The following is a 19,174-nucleotide window of genomic DNA, read 5'->3' as shown; positions in this document are numbered from 1 at the left end:
ATCTATTCATCAATAAATAATATATGAAATAGATAGCTGTTGTCAAGGTTCACTAAGGAAATTTAATGATGTTTGAAACACATCGAAAGACCTATATTTTAAATACATAGTAGTGCAAATTTCTCAAAAATGGAGTATGATGATTGTAATATTAAGTGAAAATAGGAAGCTCATCACCTTGGTTGACAGATGGAAGGGTTGGGGCTGCATGGTTGATCGAATGAATAGCAATTTTGCATATCGTAAAACATCAACAATTGTGGATACATCAGCAGAGTCACAACCGATTTGGTTCATCAGCGAAGATATTAGCGATGCGGACAAGCCCTTGCTATCACCATTGTTCCAAGACAGTTTCAATCAGTGGGTAAGTGAAACATCAGGATTAGCCTCATTTGAGGCTGGTGAATTTGTGATATTCAATAATGAAGCGGAAGAGATCTCATCTGAAGGTCTTTATGACGCTGAGGCTTGCGAGAAACGCGATGCTGCGCTTGCAAAGGTTGTCCAAAGCGTTATAAGCAGCGGTTTATCTTGCCATAATGAAGCAGATGATCTATTTACAGCAGCAGTGCCTATTCATAGGCGAGGCGATGGTGCTGTTTTTTGTATTCTTGCTTATGTGTCTCCAATTGGTCATCAGAAGGACATCGCGCAGCTTCAAATGTGCTCATTGCATTTTCGCAGCTGCTTTTACCATAAGTTTGAACAGCTTTATGTAAAGGATTTGCTTTTGCAGCAGCAGCGGGCTGAGCAGGAAGCAAGTAGAAGAGATTCATTGTTTCAAGCAGCCAAACGGCTTTATGATCAAATCGATGTTGCATCGGTGCTATCGGAATTGCTTAGCAGCCTGGAACAGCTTTATCCAAACTCGGAAGTTCATTTGTATTTGTCACAGGACCACTTAAACGGTGATCCGCGTGTAAAGCCGCTTGTTTTCAAAAACTTGGAGCATGATCTCGTCACCAAGGCTTTTTTGAATGGCAAATCGGTTACGGAGCATGACAGAGATGGTACGCTTAGGCTGGCTGTTCCAATGAACGGCAAACAAGCCGCGTATGGTGTGCTTTGTTTGTATATAGGTCCAGGCAAATGGGATGAAGCAGACTTGCCTGCCTTCCTGCAGCTGGCGGATACTGCGGGATCAGCCTTCGAGAATGCGAAGCTGTATGAGCAATCTAATCTGCTTATTAATGAGCTGCGACTAATTAATGAGCTTACGAAACGATTAAACCAGTCGCTTAGGCTCAAAGAAATTTTTCAATTTGCTACCACTGAGCTTTTAACGATATTTGATGCGGATTATTGCTGTGTTTTGCAGCTTAACAAAGAAAAAAATCAATTCATCGTCATGTCCAGTAATTTTCCATCCCTGACGAGCGAGCAGTTTTTGCCCGATTACGGGTTCTGCGGAATGGTTTATCGAACCAAGGAGCCAATGATCATATCCGATTACTGGCATACTCGTGTTGTAACGTCCAAGCTAATGGATAATACTGGTTCAAGATCGCTTATCGCCTCACCCATAATGGTTGATGGAGAGGTCGTTGGTGTTATTTTGATTACACACAAAGCGCCAAATTTCTTCTCCTACGATAATTATAAATTACTTCAAGTGATGAGCACGCACATTGGACTTGCTGTAACGAATGCTTCATTGCACGCTGAAGTGCGCCGGATGGTTATAACTGATAACTTAACTGGCTTGCATGCTCGCCACTATTTAAATGAACAAATTCAAAACCGTCAGCGCAAAGATCCATTCGGCTCACTTATTCTTGTAGATATCGATTTGTTTAAACGCATCAATGATACGTATGGACATCAAGTTGGTGATCGTATACTCATACAGGTGAGCAATATTATTAGAGGATCGATCAGGCAAGGAGATATTGCCGCGCGCTGGGGCGGTGAAGAGCTCGCGATTTACTTGCCAGGCATTCGGGCTGAGCAAGCGTACCGCATCGCCGAACGAATACGGGTACATGTGGAGATGGAAACGGATCCTGTCGTAACCGTATCCTGCGGCGTATCCGAATGGAAGTTTGAGGATGAGAAAATTAGCGTTGAGTCTTTATTTTATCGTGCAGATATGGCACTTTATGAAGCTAAGCATAATGGAAGAAATTGCATCATTGTTGGTCAAAACTAAAATCATGAACATTATAAAGAGAAGGATGCTGATTGCAGCATCCTTTTTTTTGTTCCTATTTGGAATAATGAGCTTGCAGGTTAGGGACGCTACTATAGAACATGTTGGACGGGAGGTAAGCATATGAAAAAAGAGAAAGCAATTAGCGTAATTGTGGTCACGCTTGTATTCATGCTCTCGATTGCCGGATGCGGAAATGTGGGTAAACATCGTTCACCTGAGGAATGGCTGTCTTTGTCTTATTCGGGGCTTGCCGCAACGGATCAATATTATTTTACAGGGTCGATGAGCATAAAGACAGACGGTGGTCTAGCTTTTAAACCGGAAGTGTTCGAAGGCAAGGTCGTGGATCATCAGCAGTTGACATTGCAGACGAATAGTCAGGAAACGATGCATTGGAATCCAGTAAAGGTGCTTGAGACGTTGAATCAGTCCAATGATGAGGTTCGGATCGTAAACGGCAGCAACGATGAGAAAACCGTAACGCTGTTGATTACTGAGAATGCAAAGGATTCAAAGGAGAAATGGGAACAGCGTTTGCGGCAGCAGCTAGATCAGCTTGGAGCAAACATGCCTTCCAAAGATAAGCCTTTTCACCAAGAATGGATGGAGGAATTGGCACGATCGCGCAGCCAGCTTGATGCCATGCTTTCGACCATGCAGGCGGCCACGGAGTATGAGCTCGTTATCGACCGCACGAAGCTGCTTCCGCTGAAGATGGAAGAGAAAACATCCTTTCAGTACACCTATAACAAACGTCCATTTTCTGAATCAAGATACACGACAGTAAGGTTTCAATCCTTTAACGGTGCGTTGAGCAACACTGTTCAGCAGATGCATAAACGTGTTACGATGGATTAGTTTATGATCGAAAGTTAGAAGGAGAGGAATTTTACATGCGTGATCCAAGATTGCAAAAGCTAGCGCGAAATTTAGTCGAATATTCTATCGATGTTCAAGCAGGGGAGAATGTGCTAATTGACATGGTTGGTTCAGAACGCGAGCTAACCAAGTGTTTAATAGAAGAGGTTGCAAGGCGGGGCGGAAGGCCGTTTGTAGAATCGAGTGATCGTTCTGTTCTTCGTACTTTGCTGAAGCATGCTACGAAGGAGCAAATGGAGCTTTGGTCGTCGCTTGATTTGGAGCGGATGAAAAATATGCAAGGATATATCGCTGTACGCTCAGGAGACAATGTGAATGAATTTGCTGGAATTCCTGATGCGAACATGCGCCTATACGATCAAATTTATAGAAATCCAGTGCACTCCGAACAGCGCGTTAAAAAAACAAAATGGGTCGTTTTGCGTTATCCTAGCCCATCCATGGCTCAGCTGGCCAATATGAGTACGGAAGATTTCGAAGACTTCTATTTTGATGTATGTAACTTGGATTATGCCAAAATGGACGCAGCGATGAACCCGCTTCAGAAGCTGATGAGTGAAACAGATCGTGTGCGGATTGTATCGCCAGGCACGGATTTAAGCTTCTCGATTAAGAATATCGGAGCGAAAAAATGTTCTGGCCACCGAAATATTCCCGATGGAGAAGTGTTCTCAGCTCCGGTTCGCGATTCGGTGCAAGGTACGATTACTTACAATGCGCCTAGCGTCTATTCTGGCGTTACGTTCCAAAATATTTCACTGACATTTGAAAACGGCAAAATCGTAAAAGCAGAAAGCAATGACAATGTTCGTTTGAACGAAATTTTAGACATGGATGAAGGCGCTCGCTATATTGGTGAGTTTGCAATCGGATTTAATCCGCATATTTTGCATCCCATGAATGATATTTTGTTTGATGAGAAAATTGCCGGCAGTTTGCACTTTACGCCAGGTCAAGCCTATGAAGAGACGGATAATGGCAACCGTTCCGCTGTTCATTGGGATCTCGTACTTATTCAACGCCCAGAATACGGCGGTGGCGAAATTTATTTTGATGATGTACTTATTCGCAAAGATGGCGTTTTCGTCATTCCAGAGCTTGAAGGGTTAAATGCTGAAAACCTCAAATAAGCAATTACGCTCGAATCGTATTCCTATGTAATAAATGGAAAATAAAGCGTTTTTCATTTTACCTCTTGCTGGATGCTTCTTTTCGGGTTATCATGGTGACAAAGGTAAGCTTTACTAATTTAACTGGAGGGATCTCCCATGTCCAACAACGCAGCAATCGTAGAAATTTCCCAAACGGCTAGCCAATTCACTTCATCCATCGTTCTGCAAGCCGAGAGCAAATATATTGATGTAAAAAGCATCCTCGGACTTTTCACTACACTAGTAGGCGGACATGCGTACGAACTTCATGTACACGGACCGGATGCTGAGGAAGCAAAAGCAGCAATGGCTGCTGTATTTGCTAAGCACAACTTAAATGTTAATGTTATTACGGATTAGTAGATCATATTTTTAACGAATAAGCACCTCTTCACTTTTGAAGAGGTGCTTTTCTGTTTTGACCTTGTATAATCGCTCTATTTCGTCTAATATAGTGGTATAGAAGACGGCGGATACGCGCACAGGGGGGAAAACGATGTCTTCACCGGAAATTACGGTACAATTGCATGAGAAAGCGCTTCGTCTCCTTCAAGAAGATGCGAGTAAAATAGAAAAGCTAATCGAAGTTCAGATGGAAAACTTGACTACTCGTCAATGTCCACTTTACGAAGAAGTGCTAGATACACAAATGTATGGATTCTCGCGAGAGGTTGACTTTGCTGTTCGCGCCGGACTCATTGCAGAGCTGGCTGGCAAGGAAATAGTGAGTAGATTAGAGCGGAATTTAGCTATGCTATACGAAGCACTGGAAAGAAAAGAGTAGCCTCCAAATGGAGACTACTCTTTTTTTTGTTTACACAAGGTAGAACGCAATACCGAGGATGACATAGACCATAATAAGCAGCACACCTTCATACCAATTCGTACGTCCATCACGCGAAACTGATTTGGCAATAAAGACAGAAACGCCGATGGCAGTTAATTCGATAGGCGTGAATACAATATCCATCGTGTTTCCAAATAAGCTACTAACGAGAATGAGCACAGGCGCTACGAATAAAGCAATTTGCAAGCTGCTGCCGATTGCGATTTCTACAGCTGCGCCGATCTTATTTTTCATTGCCAGCATGACAGCAGCGCTATGCTCCGCCGCGTTACCGACAATAGCGATTACGAATGCCCCTATAAACAGCTCAGACAGGCCAAATTTCGCACTGAATGCGTCAAGGGTATGTACAAGCCATTCACTCACAAAGGCCACCATAACGGTAGCTAGGAGGAGGAAGAAGATTGACTTTCCTTTTGACCAGGCTGGCTCTTCACCATGATCTGCATTCATGACGACATCAGAGAGCATATCCTTGTGAGTAACCATGGAGAACACCAGCCACAGAATATAAGCTAAAATCAGAATTCCTGCAACAGCAAGACTTAGAAACTGATCCTTCTCAAACGAAAACTTCTCTGAAACAACGAATACAGCTGGCACAAAAAGACCAATGACAGCCATGATCATGAGCGTAGAATTGTGATCAGCTAATCGACCGTTAAATTGCTGCTCCTTATATTTCAACCCGCCAAGCAATATGCTAAGACCCAAAACGAGCAATAGATTTCCGATAATAGCCCCTGTCAAGCTCGCTTTTACCATATCGAATTGCTGCGCTTTAATCAAAAATATCGCGATGATGAGCTCTGCGGCATTTCCGAAGGTTGCATTGAGGAAGCCGCCCAGCCTTTGACCTGCATAATGTGCGACACTCTCCGTGGCTTTACCAAGAAAACCGGCCACAAAGATGATCGCGATGGCTGAAATGATAAATTGGACTGTGTTATCCCAGTGGGCGTAATGACCGATGGCACTAAGTGCAAACATGAGGATTAACCCTGAGAAAAACCATTTTTGATTCAAAGCGTTCACCTCTTCAAATAGTTGCTGAAAACCTGATAATACTATAGCGGAAATAAGCAAGCATGTAAACTTTACCAGTTAAAAGGTGCATTCGATATGTTTATCTGATTCATGGAAAATAAACGACGAGATAAAGTTATTGTCACATATTGGAGAAAGTTGGTAGAATGATAATAGGATAAAAACCTTACGGAATTCGACAGAAGCCTGGCTGGTCGAACGATCATTAATGATATGCCTGGCTCAAAAGCTTCATGGACGAAAAAGAATCAACATTTGTATCTCGTTATCAATTACAAAGACGAGAACGCGGAGCTAAAGGAAATTGTTATGCTTGCCAACATTAATATGTTTAAGATTTACTCCTTCGTAACGACGGTGAATTAAAAGCTAGCAAGCGCGAATGGTGGAAGAATTATCAATTTATAAACATTTAGCCTGAATAGCATCTTGTTCACAAAAGCTTTTAACACTCAGCTTTGCTGTGGTATTGTCCGTCTGCTATAATAAGCCTATATGGCAAAATGAGGAGTGAGTCACATGACAGAAGAACTTCAAACGGGTCTTATCCGAATCTCTGATGATGTAGTAGCAACGATAGCTGGACTCGCAGCGCTTGAAACGCCAGGCATTGCGGCAATGTCGGGCGGCATTTCCGAAGGACTCGCCAAACGGCTGAGCGGAAAGAACGTGCAAAAAGGCGTTTCAGTTGAAGTAGGAACGACGGAAGCGGCCATTGATCTTCGTATTATTGTTCATTACGGCATTCCGATTCAAGAGGTATGTCGTCAGCTTCAACTGAATGTACGTGAATCTGTTGAGAATATGACAGGATTGCACGTTGTTGAAGTGAATGTGAAGGTAGAAGGCGTTGCCTTCAAAGAAGAAGAGCTGGAAGAAGTTCAGCAGCAGCGATTGAAGTAAATAAAGAAGGGTGCCTCTTTTGTAAAAGAGGCACCCTTTTTTTGATTCCATTAGCGCTTTGTAGGTTCTACACGATTTGCTTCCCTCGATATGCTTAACAATACGCCGATAGACATTAGACAAAATAGCAGGGATGAGCCGCCATAACTTATGAACGGAAGTGTAACGCCTGTCAGCGGTATTGCCGCAGTAACGCCGCCTATGTTGACAAAAGCCTGAATGGCGATCAAGCCGACAATGCCAACACCAACAACTGTGCCGTAATGATCAGGACAGCGGAGTGCAACGATAAGGCCACGCCATAAGAAAAATAAATAAAAGAGCAAGAAGAGGGCGCTGCCAATAAAGCCTAACTCTTCTCCAATGATTGCAAAAATAAAATCATTATAGGGATATTTCAGATAATGCAGCTTCTGGACGCTTTCACCGAATCCGGCACCGGTTAAACCGCCGTGACCAAAGGCTTGCAGTGACGACACGAGATGCCAGCCGGTATCCTGAGAATCGCTGAGCGGATCTCTAAACACGGTAAGCCGATCAATTCGGTATTTCCAAGGTTTTGGATCAATCGCCATCGAGATACTGAATATGACGGTGAGAAAGAGGCCGATAATCGTTCCTGACATAAATACCTGCTTTAAATTCGCACCGCCAGCCATAATCATGACCGTAGCACATGCAGCAAGCACTAAAGTGGAACCAAGATCGGGCTGCATCATAATCAAGCCGCAAACGAAGCCGACGATAATGATAACCGGCAGCAGCCCCTTTTTGAAGCTCCGAAAATTATCGCCCTTCTTCGTTATAAGAGCACCAAGATACAATATGATGGCCAGCTTGGCTGGTTCTGTTGGCTGTATGCCAAGTGAACCTATCCCGAACCAACTATGTGCACCATTGATCTCCTTACCAATAAACGGAACGAGCATGAGCATGATGACTACTGGAATGAAAAATAGCATGAAAAGGCGTTTGAAAACCTGATAGCGCAAATTCATCATAAATAACATAACCATTATGCCAAGGCCAGCCCACATGAACTGGCGCTTGGTGAAATACATGGCATCATCTTCTGTTACGACAGCGACACTTGAGCTTGCGCTAAATACCATTACAAGCCCAAAGCCAACGAGCAGAAGAGTTAAAATGAGAAGCAGAAAGTCCGGTCTTCCACGGCTACCGTTCTGCGTGGCTTTCATGACTGCACCGTTACGCTAACAATTGTTTCAATTGCTGAAGTCTTTGCGTCGCCGTACTCATAATTGGCTGTGGAATCGGGGACTCATACTCAAGGCCATGCGGGAAAGTGGAGCGTCCGATATAAACCGATTCGATAATTAGAACGGCATGAGGTGATTCAAGCTTACCTTCAATGGCTCTTGTTGTAATTCTCAAATAATAATCGGATCCGCTAGCGTGATCCTCAAGTTTCAAGTCGTATGTAGCGCGATAGTATTCCCACTGCCAACGGACAAAACCAACTTTTTCAGCAGATTCGTCTAAGTGGTCAAGTTCGCTTTTAACACCGTTTAAGCCGGTATTTTCAATAATCATGGTAGTTCCTCCCAAAGGTTTTGTGAAGCAAAACTGACTTTACTAGCATATGCTTCCATTTCAAAAGACAGAGTTGTACATTCTTTTCTCATGATAGTATGTTTCCCCAGCAAGCGCAACCCTTACTCCCACCCCTTGTTGTGAACAAAAGTGACATTTTGAAGAAAACTAATATTCCTAACGATTTAGTGATGCATTTGCTTCCTAATTAAGCCGTTCATCTGGTAAACTAAATGGCATGATAGGATTCGTAGTTTTTTTGAAAATGTAAGGGGGTTTGCGATTTGCAAACAGAGGATATCGTAGATCTACAGCTAGAGCAGCTATTTCCAAAAATGATGAATTGGCGCAGACATCTTCATCAATATCCTGAGCTTTCGTTCCATGAGCGTGTAACGTCAAGCTGGATTGCTACCCAATTAAGCGAGCTGGGCATAGAGGTCCAGACTGGGGTTGGCGGACATGGACTAATTGCAACCATTAAGGGAGATCAACCAGGACCGGTCATAGCGCTGCGGGCTGACATTGATGCACTTCCTATTCAAGATGAGAAAAAATGCGAGTATGCGTCTAAGGTGCCAAACGTTATGCACGCATGCGGTCATGATGCACATACATCTACGCTTCTAGCGATTGCGTCTTATTATTCGGCGAATCGATCCGCTATTTGCGGTGAGCGCAGACTGTTGTTCCAACCAGCCGAAGAGGTTACACCTGGCGGAGCAATGCCGATGATTCAGGATGGAGCACTGGATGGAGTAGACGTCATTTATGGCGTTCATCTGTGGACACCGCTCGCATATGGCTTGGTGTCGTCCAAACCAGGAGCCTTTATGGCTGCTGCGGATGAATTCGTTATTGATATTGTCGGACGAGGCGGTCATGGGGGGTTGCCGCATCAAGCTATTGATGCGATTATGATTGGTTCAACGCTTGTGCAATCCGTCCAATCCATTGTAAGCCGCAATGTGAACCCGCTGCATCCGGCAGTGGTGACTATTGGTTCTTTCCAAGCAGGTACGACCAATAACGTCATTGCGGAACGTTGCAGATTAAAAGGAACTGTCCGTTCGTTTGACGAGCAGACGAGAATGATGATACATGACCGGCTCAAGTCGCTTGTCACGCATATATGCCAAATGCATGGCGCGGAATTCGATTACCAGATGAGGATTGGTTATCCGCCCGTCGTAAACGATGAAGAAGAGGCTGAGCGTTTCTTCAAGGTTGGCGAAAGGCTGTTCGGTGAAAGCGCGGTTGTGCGTTCGGAAGCCATTACGGTTGCTGAGGATTTTTCTTATTACTTGGAAAAAGTACCTGGCTGCTTTATGTTTGTTGGTGCTGGCAATGAGAGCTGCGGTGCGACGTATGCGCATCATCACCCTAAATTCGACATTGACGAGAGAGCGATGCAGCAGGCAGCCAGACTTCTTATTGGTATGGCTGAGGAATATGCGAGCGGAGTTGTTTCAACCGCGTAAAAGCGGATGCTCAGGTTCTAAAAAGGTTATGCTAAACCTCGTAACTTATAATCGAGGAGGTATTTTAGCTGAAAACGTTAAAACAAATTATGTCGGCAGATTGTGTCACAGCGACTTTGGTTGATAATGTATATGAGCTTGCTGTAAAAATGAAGGAACATGATATCGGATTTATTCCAATTGTAGATGGCAAGAAGCTGATAGGTGTAGTCACTGATCGAGATTTAGTCGTAAAAGGATATGCAGAGAAGCATCCTGGCTCAGCTGCAGTTGCTGAGGTAATGAGTACCGATGTGGCTACGATAACTTCTGACGCATCTCCCGATGAGGCCGCGGAGCTGATGGCATCTAAGCAGATACGCAGACTTCCGGTTGTGGATGATGGAGAGCTAGTAGGGATTCTGGCAATCGGAGATCTTGCTGTACGAGATATTTTTGCCGATGAAGCCGGGGAGGCGCTTAGCTCAATTTCGGAGCAAGAGTATTCAGCATCTCCTCCAACGTTTCATTAATATAAATAAGGCTGTCCGAGTGCGCTGTTAAACGCGCTTGGACAGCCTTATTTGTTATTAGTCTTCCCATACGGCTACTAATTCATTGTATTCGTTATAGAGCTCCGCAGGGTCCGATTCTTTGTTGTTCCAAATATTTGTTGCTCCCCAAAGGAGCAGGTCATCATCTGATGAACGCACCTCGTCTGCTGAGGAAATGACTACTCTTTTCTGTGCATTCAGGACATATTGGCCAAACGGATAGGTTTGATTGCCTCGAACGCTAACCAGCTTCCAGCCTTTCATTTGAATGGCATCATCCGTCGTATTCGTTATGGTGACAAGCTCGGCTTGTTTGTCCACCTCAATCGTAATGCCGCTTCGCGCCGCTTTTTTTACAGGGAAGCTTGTGTGATTAATTTCGGCATCATTACTCCATAAACCTTGCTTCGCTTGTTCAGCTTGCTGCTCCAGCTGCTTGTATGCGTTTTCCATCTTGACGTTAGGCTCTATGATGAGTACCTTCGCAAGACCTTCCTCAATGAGTGCCTCGTTTAATATTCGTCCATCCTTCAGCTCCACGATTGCCAGCGTACGATCGTAGCGATCTTTAAGCTCCTTATCGAAGGTAAGCCTAACCTCTTGCGACTCTGTCAGAAGCGTCTCAGTGAAGGCAGCAGCTTCGGGTCCGAATGGATCGGCTGGACTATCTTGTTTCTTGGTCTCCGGCGTATCTACGTAAAGTAGTCGAATCGTCGTTTCACTAGAACCTGTTTTGATTTTGAAAGTATCACCATCTATAAAGCCAGCTACCTGATACCATTGGTTGGTTTGTATAACGTTCGAAGAAAGCTCGGAAATGGCCGTACAGCCGGCAAGCGGCATGCAAATGAGCATGAGGAGAATGATTATAATTCTTTTCATAGATGCGGTACCTCCACCCCAATTTGCAGTTTATATACAATCTTCTTATTACTATAACACATCTTGAACATAAAAATCGCGCAGTTGTCCAGATACTTAAAGCATAAAATGGTGTTAATTTCTTCATACTGTGAGGAAGAGCAAGATCTAGGCTATTTTTTTGAGAGGCCGTTTTGATGAATTTTTGAAGGAGGAGAATGATGCAGCATCCAAACGATCGGCCATTAATTGTGCAATCAGACTTAATGGTTCTGCTTGATGAACGCAAGCCACATGCACAGCAAGCTAGAGATAAGCTCGTTCTCTTCATGGATGCAATTAGAAGAGCTGGAGCGATCCATACTTATCGAATGACACCTTTGACTCTCTGGAATGCAGCAGCAGCTGGGATTACTGGCGAAGAAATCATAGGTTGGCTAACAGAATACAGCAGATACGAGCTGCCATTTCAAGCGGAGGTAATGATTCGCAAACTGATTAGCAGATATGGCAAGCTTTGGTTGTCTACGGAATCGAACAAACTGATGCTGCACGGAGAACAAGCTATTTTGGATGAGCTTTCGGAACAACCGTCAATAACAAGCTGGGTAAAAGCACGGCTTCATGCCGCTTGGGAGCTTGATGAAGGCTGTAGAGGCGCCTTGAAGCAGGAGCTGACACGACTTGGATATCCTGTCATTGATCTAGCAGGCTATCATGTGGGCGAGGAGCTACCGGTAGAGCTGAGGAAGCATACGCTGCGAAATCGTTTGTTTGATTTAAGGGACTATCAGCAGGCTGCTGTCGAGCTTTTTTATAAGGAAGGCAAAGTGGAAGGCGGAAGCGGCGTAATCGTATTGCCTTGCGGAGCGGGTAAAACCATTGTGGGCATAGCCGCATTGGCTCGTTTGGGCAGAGCAACACTTATACTTACTTCTAATTCTACCTCCGTAAAACAATGGAAAGACGAGCTGCTGGATAAAACGTCGCTGTTGGATGCGGATGTAGGTCAATATTGCGGCACATTGAAGCAGGTACGCCCTGTTACGATAGCAACTTACAATATTTTGACGCATCGCAAATCCAAGGAGTCTCCTTTTACCCATATGAAGCTGTTCTCCGAACGGGATTGGGGACTAATTATTTACGATGAGGTGCATTTGCTGCCAGCTCCAGTCTTCCGGATGACTGCAGATATACAAGCGACAAGACGGCTTGGCTTAACCGCGACACTCGTACGTGAGGATGGCTGTGCTGAGGATGTATATTCATTAATAGGTCCGAAGCAGTTCGACATGCAATGGAAGACAGCCGAGGCTGGCGAGTATATAGCGGCAGTAGCTTGCACAGAGATTAGGGTTCCACTACATATAAGTAAAGCGGCTTTGTATGCACAGGCCTCTGCGCGTTCCAAGCTCAGATTGGCTGCGGAAAATCCTGCAAAAATCAAAGTTGTAGAGCAGCTATTGCAGGAGCATGCAGGTAAACCGACTTTAATTATTGGCCAGTATTTGCACCAGCTGCATGAGCTGTCCGCAGTTATTGGCGCTCCCTTGCTGACGGGAGAGGTGCCGCAGCTCGAGAGACAAATGCTTTATGACAGCTTTAAAGCAGGCGACATATCAGTGTTAATCGTATCCAAGGTAGCTAATTTTGCAGTGGATTTGCCTGATGCATCCGTAGCCATTCAATTATCCGGCAGCTTTGGCTCACGGCAAGAGGAAGCTCAGCGGATTGGGAGATTGCTGCGGCCAAAAGCGATTAACAATTGCGCATGGTTTTATACCATTGTAACGGATCAGACGAAGGAAACGGAATTTGCGATGAAAAGACAGCTTTTTATGCTGGAGCAAGGGTATCACTACGAGAGACTTAGCTTGCCGGATGATGAGGACAAGCTTGAGGAGGCTGCTGCTCTATGAAAATGAAACAGCTGCTAGGCAAGTTATCCGCTGAGCGCTTGGATCATATGATGGAGGGACCGCTTTGGCAGAAAGCTGGTCAAAGAGGCCTGTCATGGGGAGAAGCAGCGGTAGACGATGAGACAATCCGAGAAGCTGTTTCTATGCTCTCGCCGTATGCAGCGGAAGTATTGACGGAAATGCTGCGTTATTTTGCAGCTGCTCCCGCAGACGGAGAACGGCTCCTTAAAGTTCTTCGGAACAACACAAGCCTCTCAGGGGCGGAATGTCAGCTCGCATTGGCAGAGCTTGAGGAATGGGGCGTATTATTCACGGTACATAAAGTATGGGGAGAGAGTCTGTATTTTATGCCTGTAGAATGTTTCGCAGTGTGGCAGAGGATGTTATTCCCATACAAAGCTGAGGCGCTGACTGAGCTTCAGAGGGAAAGACTAATGAATGGTGTCATGCGACCTTATTGCAGGCCGCTTGGCAGACAGCTGCTCAGTGCCTTTTCGTTATTGGGGAGAAGCGGCTTATCTCTTACGACAAACGGCACGCTTCCCAAGAAGACGGTTGCTAAGCTGCTGCAGGCTGCAGATTTGGAGGAGTGCTGGCTTAAATCATTTGATCTGAAATGGTCCTACTCAGATATTTATCCTGTACAGGTTGCCTTCATTTTGGAAGCAGGTTTTGCGTTTGGGCTGTTAACAGCAGTGAATGGGGCATTGAAATGGAATGATGACCAGCTTAAAAAGTGGCTAATGCTTGATGAGACTGTCAGAGAATATCAATTAATGAATTGGTGCTTGGCGCTGCTGCTTCCAGCCGCAGGTGGAAACGCCCATTTGGCTGCCTCGTTGACGAGTCTTCAAGCAGGTGAATGGTATTCTAATCAGCGTGTGGATACGTGGCTTCATGAGAATCGGATTGTTGCCGATATAGGCCCGGAGCAAAACATAAATCGAACTCAACCAAGGCCAAGCTGGTTTGGTTTATGGCATAATCTAGGCTGGATGGAGCTAGTAGATTGTCAGCAAGCAGCGGACAATGAGTTTTTTTTCAGATGGAAAGCAGCTGCTCCATTACGTAAAGAGCCTCCGATGCAGGTGCAGGCGCTTGATGCAGTTGTTACTGTTCAACCGAATGGGGAATTAATTGTACAGCCAGAATGTCCCTTCTGGATAAGGTGGGAGCTGGAGCTGATAGCTGAACGCAAATCAGATGAGCAGGTTTCTGTTTACCGTCTTGAAGCAGCATCAATTACAAGGGCGCTGGAGCAAGGAAGATCAAGAGCCTCCATTCAAAGCTTTCTTGAGCAGGCATCAGGCGGAGATCATTTGCCTTCTACGGTAATCGCTTTGTTGGAAGTATGGACGAGCCGTGCTAGCCGTACTTTTTTCGCAGAAGTTGCGCTGCTGCGCTGCGATAGTGAAGAGATGGCGGCAATAGTGGAAAATGATTCTGGTGTAGCCCCTTTATTGATGGAGAAGCTTGGTCACTTGGATTTCATTGTTGAAAAGTCTCATATAAGTGAGATTCGAGCATGTTTGCAAAAAGCAGGATATCCCGCACGAAAAATGGTTCAGACAGAATTTGCGAATGACGAATATAAATACCCATTCGTTAGTATCGATATAGAGGGATCGCGCTTACTTGAGCTTCTTCCGAAGGAGGAATCAAAAATACCCGCTCCTTCTTATATTTATGAATCTTTTCCGCTTCATCATTATGAACTCAGTGATTTAGCCGCTAGGAAAAAACTGCTATTGTTTTCAGAAATGGAGCTTGTGCCATCCATGTGGACAAAGCAGCTGCGTGCATACCATCATTCGACAAGAAAAGAATTAATCGAGAAGGCCTTGCAATGGCAAACGCCCGTCCAGCTTCGCATGGAAAGAGAGCTTCGTTCGTTTGTGCCTGAGAAGCTTGAGCAGCAAGGCGAYGGATGGGCCGTTGTTGGGCTGCTGCGTGATGACCCGCAGCGAGAGCAGATCAGGCTGACTCCTGATATGTGGGAAGAGATGTGCTTAGTGATACCAGGCCAAGGCAGCCCAATATAATCTCTATCTATTGGCTAATTAAATATGATATGATAGTGTAGAATTTAGCGAATGGGAAAGAGGTGGATAAATGCCAACTGCTGAAGGTTTAACGGCTATTCAGTTGGAGCAACCGCAAGGCGGCGTTTCTTCTCTCGATATGGCGTCGCTGCTGCTTTGCGCCTATGATTTAGGTGATTCGATTAATCAATCGGCGGAAGTTGCCGAATATTTATATTGGAAGTCAGCTGTGAATGAAGATGAAGAAGTGAAGCAAATTACCAAACGGTTCGATAAAGCGAAGATACTGTTTGAGGAATGCCAACGATTCGGGCGCTTTCATCCTGACTACAACGAAGCGAAAGACAAAGTGAAGCAAATCGAACGAGAGCTAAGCGAAATTGAAAGCGTTCGCCGCTTCAAGCTAGCCGAGCAGATCGTCGATGAAATGCTTTATGATGTATCCCGCATGATAGCGGAGTCCGTTTCGGACAATATTAAAGTGCCTGGCAATGAAAAAGCTGCCGGCGGCGGTAGCTGTGGAAGCGGCGGCTCATGCAGCTGTGGAAGCGGCGGTTGCGGTTAAGTTAGAAGCCATAAGAGCGAACAAGGAAGAAGCATAGGCTTACGAAGTGAGGTTTGCTCCGCAAACCTAGGTAAATGCTTACGAAGTGAGGTTTGCTCCGCAAACCTAAGTAGATGCTTACGAAGTGAGGTTTGCTCCGCAAACCCAGGTAAATGCTTACGAAGTGAGGTTTGCTACGCAAACCTTTTAGGAGGGAAAAGATGCTACCGGATCGAACAGGTTATATCGTTTGGGTAAGTGATTTGAAAGCGGCAAGATCACTGGAGAGGTTCGGGACGGTTCATTATATGTCGCGGAAGATGCATTACGTTGTGATGTATATGAATGCGGAACGCTCTGAAGAGGCTGTGCGGCAGATGGGGAAGCTCTCGTACGTACGGAAGATTGAACGATCGTATCGAAACGAGATTAAGACAGAGTACAGCAAAGACAGCGAAGATAAAACTAGATTTTATAGTTTGTAAAGGTTTAGTCGAAAACACTCGTCTGATGACGTTGTTCGTAAAGCTAATCAATCGCATAACGAAGGAAATATTGGTAAAAACTTCAAAAAATGCACTAAAAGACGTTTCACGGTGTGCAATATCACTGAGAAACGTCTTTTTTTTATTATAATAGCCAGAAACTTACAAAAATGGTCGGACTTTAATTTTTTGTTGTAATCTCGGACAATCGTGATAGAATGGAATTAAATTCATAGTATAAAAGCCCTGGTTCTTTGGAAGGAGTGGGTTGCGAAGTGAAAGATAGAATGACGAGAAGATGGAACACATATGAGTCGTTTTATATTGATCTAGGTGACAAAAAAGTAGCGGATATCGTTATTACAAACCATGCCAAAAGTCGTTGGCTTGACCGGATAGAAAGTGAGAAAACCGGTTATGAAGATATAGCTGAATATTTATGGGAATGCTTGAAACAAGGCCGCATCGAGCCTTACTACCGCAATGAGCAGGACGTTTATTTAATTGACGACGATCTCGTATTTGTTGCTGAATTTGCGGATTCGATGACAGAAACGGATATAACCGGAACTCCGCTACATAAAATGATCATAGTAACTTTCCTTGGGCGCATGTCAGAAACAATCGAGCTAAGGGATCTAAAGTCCTACTATTCGTGGCTTCGCCATTCACGGCGCATGACTCTCGTCAAAAGCAGCAGAAAAAGAAAATGAGACTTTGTACCTATATATCAAAGAGTGGAGCGTCCAATCCTAAAACAGATTGCACGCTTTTTTTGTGCGTGTTGTAAGATTCTGTACAAGGTTTATAGTATAATAAGCACCAGAAGAAAGGATGATTGGACGATGGCGCTTAATTTTCATCAACTGCACATATTTTGCACGGTTGCGGAACGCGGCAGTTTTTCAGCTGCAGCGCAATCATTACATATGACTCAGCCAGCTGTTACGATGCAAGTGCAGTCACTGGAAGATTATTTTGGCACGAAGCTGCTTCAGCGATCAACGAAGCGAATCGAGCTTACAGAAGCTGGACGGGCTCTTATGCCTTACGCGCAGAGGAGCATCGATCTTATACGTGATACAGATCAGGCGATGTCAGCATTCACGAAGCAGCTTAAGGGAAGATTGCAGCTCGGTTCGAGCTTAACGATAGGTGAATATATTCTGCCGCGCTTGCTTGGTCCTTTTGGACAGGAATATCCGCATATTTCGATTAGTATGAAAGTTATGAATACCTCGCAAATTATGGAGGATATTTTGAATCATCAGCTTAATTTCGGATTAATTGAAGCTCCTGTTAATCATCCCGATATGCATATGGAGGCGGTAATGAGCGATGAGCTTAGATTGATCGTATCGCAATCGCATCCATTAGCCGATCGAGAATCGGTTACATTGGAAGAAGCGATGGAATATCCGTTTGTTCTGCGTGAGCAAGGCTCGGGGACAAGACTTGTCATGGAGGAGCAGCTGAGGAAAAAAAATATAGATCCTGCATCGATGAAGATCGTAATGGAGCTGGGCAGCACAGGAGCTGTCAAATCTGCTGTTGAAGCAGGCCTTGGCATATCTTTTATTTCATCTTCCTCTGTAAAACATGARGTTGCGCTTGATTTAATTCGGATGATTAAAGTGTCGRATTCCAAGTTCCAACGACAGTTTTATTCGATATACTTAAAATCGGCTATATTGCCAATATCAGCTGTTACTTTTCTAAGTTTTTTGAGAGAGAGGGATTTGCAGCAATGGCTCTAATGAACGGACTTGCTGATTTGCATACGCACACGACGGCTTCTGATGGCATGCAAAGCCCCGCGGATAATGTTCGGCTAGCCAAAGAGGCAGGGCTTGCTGCGATTGCTATTACAGATCACGATACGGTGGCTGGTGTAGCTGAAGCATTGCTTGAAGGCGAACGATTAAACATTACGGTTGTTCCCGGTGTTGAGGTGAGCACGGTGGCAGAAGGAACGGATATTCATATTCTCGGTTATTACACGAATAATGACGACGAGAAGTGGTTATCGCGTCTTTCGAGTTTGCGCGGGCTAAGAGATCAACGGAATGAAATGATTATAACTAAATTAAATGAGCTTGGCGTTGTGCTGTCTATGGATGATGTTATCGCTGCGGCTCATGGTGAAAGCTCGAAGGAAGAGCTCCGAGCAGCCGAAGTAAGTATTGGTCGCCCGCATATTGCTGCTGCACTTATCCAAAAAGGTTTCGTTCAAAATATGAAGGAAGCTTTCGATCGTTATTTGGCTGCCGGAGCCGCGGCGTATGTCAATCCACCGAGATTGACTCCATTTGAGGCGATTGACTGGATTAGAGAAGCGGGAGGCACAAGTGTTATTGCGCATCCTGGTTTATACAACAATGATTCTTTAGTCGAAGAACTGGTACGTTATGGCGTGCAGGGCATCGAGGTGTTCCATTCGGATCATGGACCGGAAGAAGAGCAAAGATACGGGCAGCTTGCAGCGGACTTCAACCTGATCGTTACAGGTGGATCGGATTTCCATGGATCGCGTCAAGGCGTTGTATTTCATGGCGAGGTGGGCAGCCGTACCGTAAATGCAAATGTGCTAAAGCAGCTTCAGCCTTCAGGATGATGACCTTAGCAATCTGAGGACTTGAAGTGAACGCTTTACTATGCAATGAAACGAATTGTTATTGAAAGAGGCAATCTTAAGGGCTTATAACCTTTGGACTGCCTCTTTTTTGTGGTTTCGGGCGAATTTTTTGCATTTGGAAAAGGGCGGAATAGA

General features: G+C 44.7%; 19 protein-coding genes. 15 read left to right on the top strand and 4 right to left on the bottom strand.

What is annotated here, in order from left to right; translation table 11 throughout:
• Positions 1-178 precede the first annotated feature (178 nt).
• From AC1DPK_RS28500 to AC1DPK_RS28480, 5 genes are all read left to right on the top strand, one after another.
• Positions 179-2,152: a sensor domain-containing diguanylate cyclase gene (locus AC1DPK_RS28500; protein WP_477512356.1), complete on the top strand. Its 1,974-nt coding sequence runs from the start codon at positions 179-181 to the stop codon at positions 2,150-2,152.
• A gap of 123 nt (positions 2,153-2,275) precedes the next feature.
• Positions 2,276-3,013, top strand: coding sequence for a hypothetical protein (locus AC1DPK_RS28495; protein WP_477512355.1), 738 nt, complete (start codon positions 2,276-2,278; stop codon positions 3,011-3,013).
• Between the two features lie 35 nt (positions 3,014-3,048).
• On the top strand, positions 3,049-4,164 hold the full coding sequence (locus AC1DPK_RS28490) for an aminopeptidase (protein ID WP_475448907.1): 1,116 nt from the start codon (positions 3,049-3,051) through the stop codon (positions 4,162-4,164).
• Positions 4,165-4,302: 138 nt separating this feature from the next.
• A complete protein-coding gene (locus AC1DPK_RS28485) occupies positions 4,303-4,545 on the top strand; it encodes an HPr family phosphocarrier protein (protein ID WP_076268246.1) in 243 nt (80 codons plus the stop codon).
• Between the two features lie 136 nt (positions 4,546-4,681).
• Complete coding sequence (locus AC1DPK_RS28480) at positions 4,682-4,969, top strand: Fpa/YlaN family protein (RefSeq protein WP_054028048.1); 288 nt, start codon at positions 4,682-4,684, stop codon at positions 4,967-4,969.
• Between the two features lie 30 nt (positions 4,970-4,999).
• Here the strand turns inward: AC1DPK_RS28480 and cax are convergent, their stop codons facing one another.
• Positions 5,000-6,058, bottom strand: a complete 1,059-nt coding sequence (gene cax / locus AC1DPK_RS28475) for a calcium/proton exchanger (protein WP_076268247.1) — start codon at positions 6,056-6,058, stop codon at positions 5,000-5,002.
• A 540-nt stretch (positions 6,059-6,598) separates the two neighbouring features.
• Here cax and AC1DPK_RS28470 point away from each other — a divergent pair.
• On the top strand, positions 6,599-6,982 hold the full coding sequence (locus AC1DPK_RS28470) for an Asp23/Gls24 family envelope stress response protein (RefSeq protein ID WP_076268249.1): 384 nt from the start codon (positions 6,599-6,601) through the stop codon (positions 6,980-6,982).
• Between the two features lie 50 nt (positions 6,983-7,032).
• Here the strand turns inward: AC1DPK_RS28470 and ftsW are convergent, their stop codons facing one another.
• Positions 7,033-8,181 carry a putative lipid II flippase FtsW gene (ftsW, locus tag AC1DPK_RS28465; protein WP_477512354.1) on the bottom strand — a complete coding sequence of 383 codons (1,149 nt, stop codon included), beginning with the start codon at positions 8,179-8,181 and terminating at the stop codon, positions 7,033-7,035.
• 10 nt (positions 8,182-8,191) lie between these two features.
• Complete coding sequence (locus tag AC1DPK_RS28460) at positions 8,192-8,536, bottom strand: YugN family protein (protein WP_076268251.1); 345 nt, start codon at positions 8,534-8,536, stop codon at positions 8,192-8,194.
• Positions 8,537-8,871: 335 nt separating this feature from the next.
• Between AC1DPK_RS28460 and AC1DPK_RS28455 the strand changes: the two genes are divergently transcribed.
• Complete coding sequence (locus tag AC1DPK_RS28455) at positions 8,872-10,017, top strand: amidohydrolase (RefSeq protein WP_477512364.1); 1,146 nt, start codon at positions 8,872-8,874, stop codon at positions 10,015-10,017.
• Positions 10,018-10,106: 89 nt separating this feature from the next.
• Complete coding sequence (locus AC1DPK_RS28450) at positions 10,107-10,529, top strand: CBS domain-containing protein (RefSeq protein WP_477512353.1); 423 nt, start codon at positions 10,107-10,109, stop codon at positions 10,527-10,529.
• Between the two features lie 57 nt (positions 10,530-10,586).
• Here the strand turns inward: AC1DPK_RS28450 and AC1DPK_RS28445 are convergent, their stop codons facing one another.
• On the bottom strand, positions 10,587-11,432 hold the full coding sequence (locus tag AC1DPK_RS28445; RefSeq protein ID WP_339208820.1) for a thermonuclease family protein: 846 nt from the start codon (positions 11,430-11,432) through the stop codon (positions 10,587-10,589).
• A 197-nt stretch (positions 11,433-11,629) separates the two neighbouring features.
• On the opposite strand from AC1DPK_RS28445, the gene AC1DPK_RS28440 reads away from it, so the two are divergent.
• The 7 genes from AC1DPK_RS28440 (at position 11,630) to AC1DPK_RS28410 (ending at position 19,018) form a co-directional block, all read left to right on the top strand.
• Complete coding sequence (locus AC1DPK_RS28440; RefSeq protein WP_477512352.1) at positions 11,630-13,333, top strand: DNA repair helicase XPB; 1,704 nt, start codon at positions 11,630-11,632, stop codon at positions 13,331-13,333.
• Positions 13,330-15,375 carry a helicase-associated domain-containing protein gene (locus AC1DPK_RS28435; RefSeq protein ID WP_477512351.1) on the top strand — a complete coding sequence of 682 codons (2,046 nt, stop codon included), beginning with the start codon at positions 13,330-13,332 and terminating at the stop codon, positions 15,373-15,375. Before AC1DPK_RS28440 ends, AC1DPK_RS28435 begins: the two co-directional genes overlap by 4 nt.
• A gap of 70 nt (positions 15,376-15,445) precedes the next feature.
• Entirely contained in the window at positions 15,446-15,940 is a 495-nt protein-coding gene (locus AC1DPK_RS28430) for a YlbF/YmcA family competence regulator (protein WP_477512350.1), read from the top strand.
• Between the two features lie 200 nt (positions 15,941-16,140).
• On the top strand, positions 16,141-16,404 hold the full coding sequence (locus tag AC1DPK_RS28425; RefSeq protein WP_053375618.1) for a YlbG family protein: 264 nt from the start codon (positions 16,141-16,143) through the stop codon (positions 16,402-16,404).
• Between the two features lie 287 nt (positions 16,405-16,691).
• Complete coding sequence (locus AC1DPK_RS28420; protein ID WP_372238996.1) at positions 16,692-17,117, top strand: hypothetical protein; 426 nt, start codon at positions 16,692-16,694, stop codon at positions 17,115-17,117.
• A gap of 132 nt (positions 17,118-17,249) precedes the next feature.
• Positions 17,250-18,161 (top strand): selenium metabolism-associated LysR family transcriptional regulator, encoded by a 912-nt coding sequence (locus tag AC1DPK_RS28415; RefSeq protein WP_477512349.1) that lies wholly within the window; start codon positions 17,250-17,252, stop codon positions 18,159-18,161.
• Positions 18,152-19,018, top strand: a complete 867-nt coding sequence (locus AC1DPK_RS28410; protein ID WP_477512348.1) for a PHP domain-containing protein — start codon at positions 18,152-18,154, stop codon at positions 19,016-19,018. The genes AC1DPK_RS28415 and AC1DPK_RS28410 overlap by 10 nt, the downstream gene beginning before the upstream one ends.
• Positions 19,019-19,174 lie beyond the last annotated feature (156 nt).

The organism is Paenibacillus sp. 01T424 (assembly GCF_056398745.1).
Note: the sequence above shows the minus strand (reverse complement) of the source record. Positions and strands in the feature narration are given on the sequence as shown.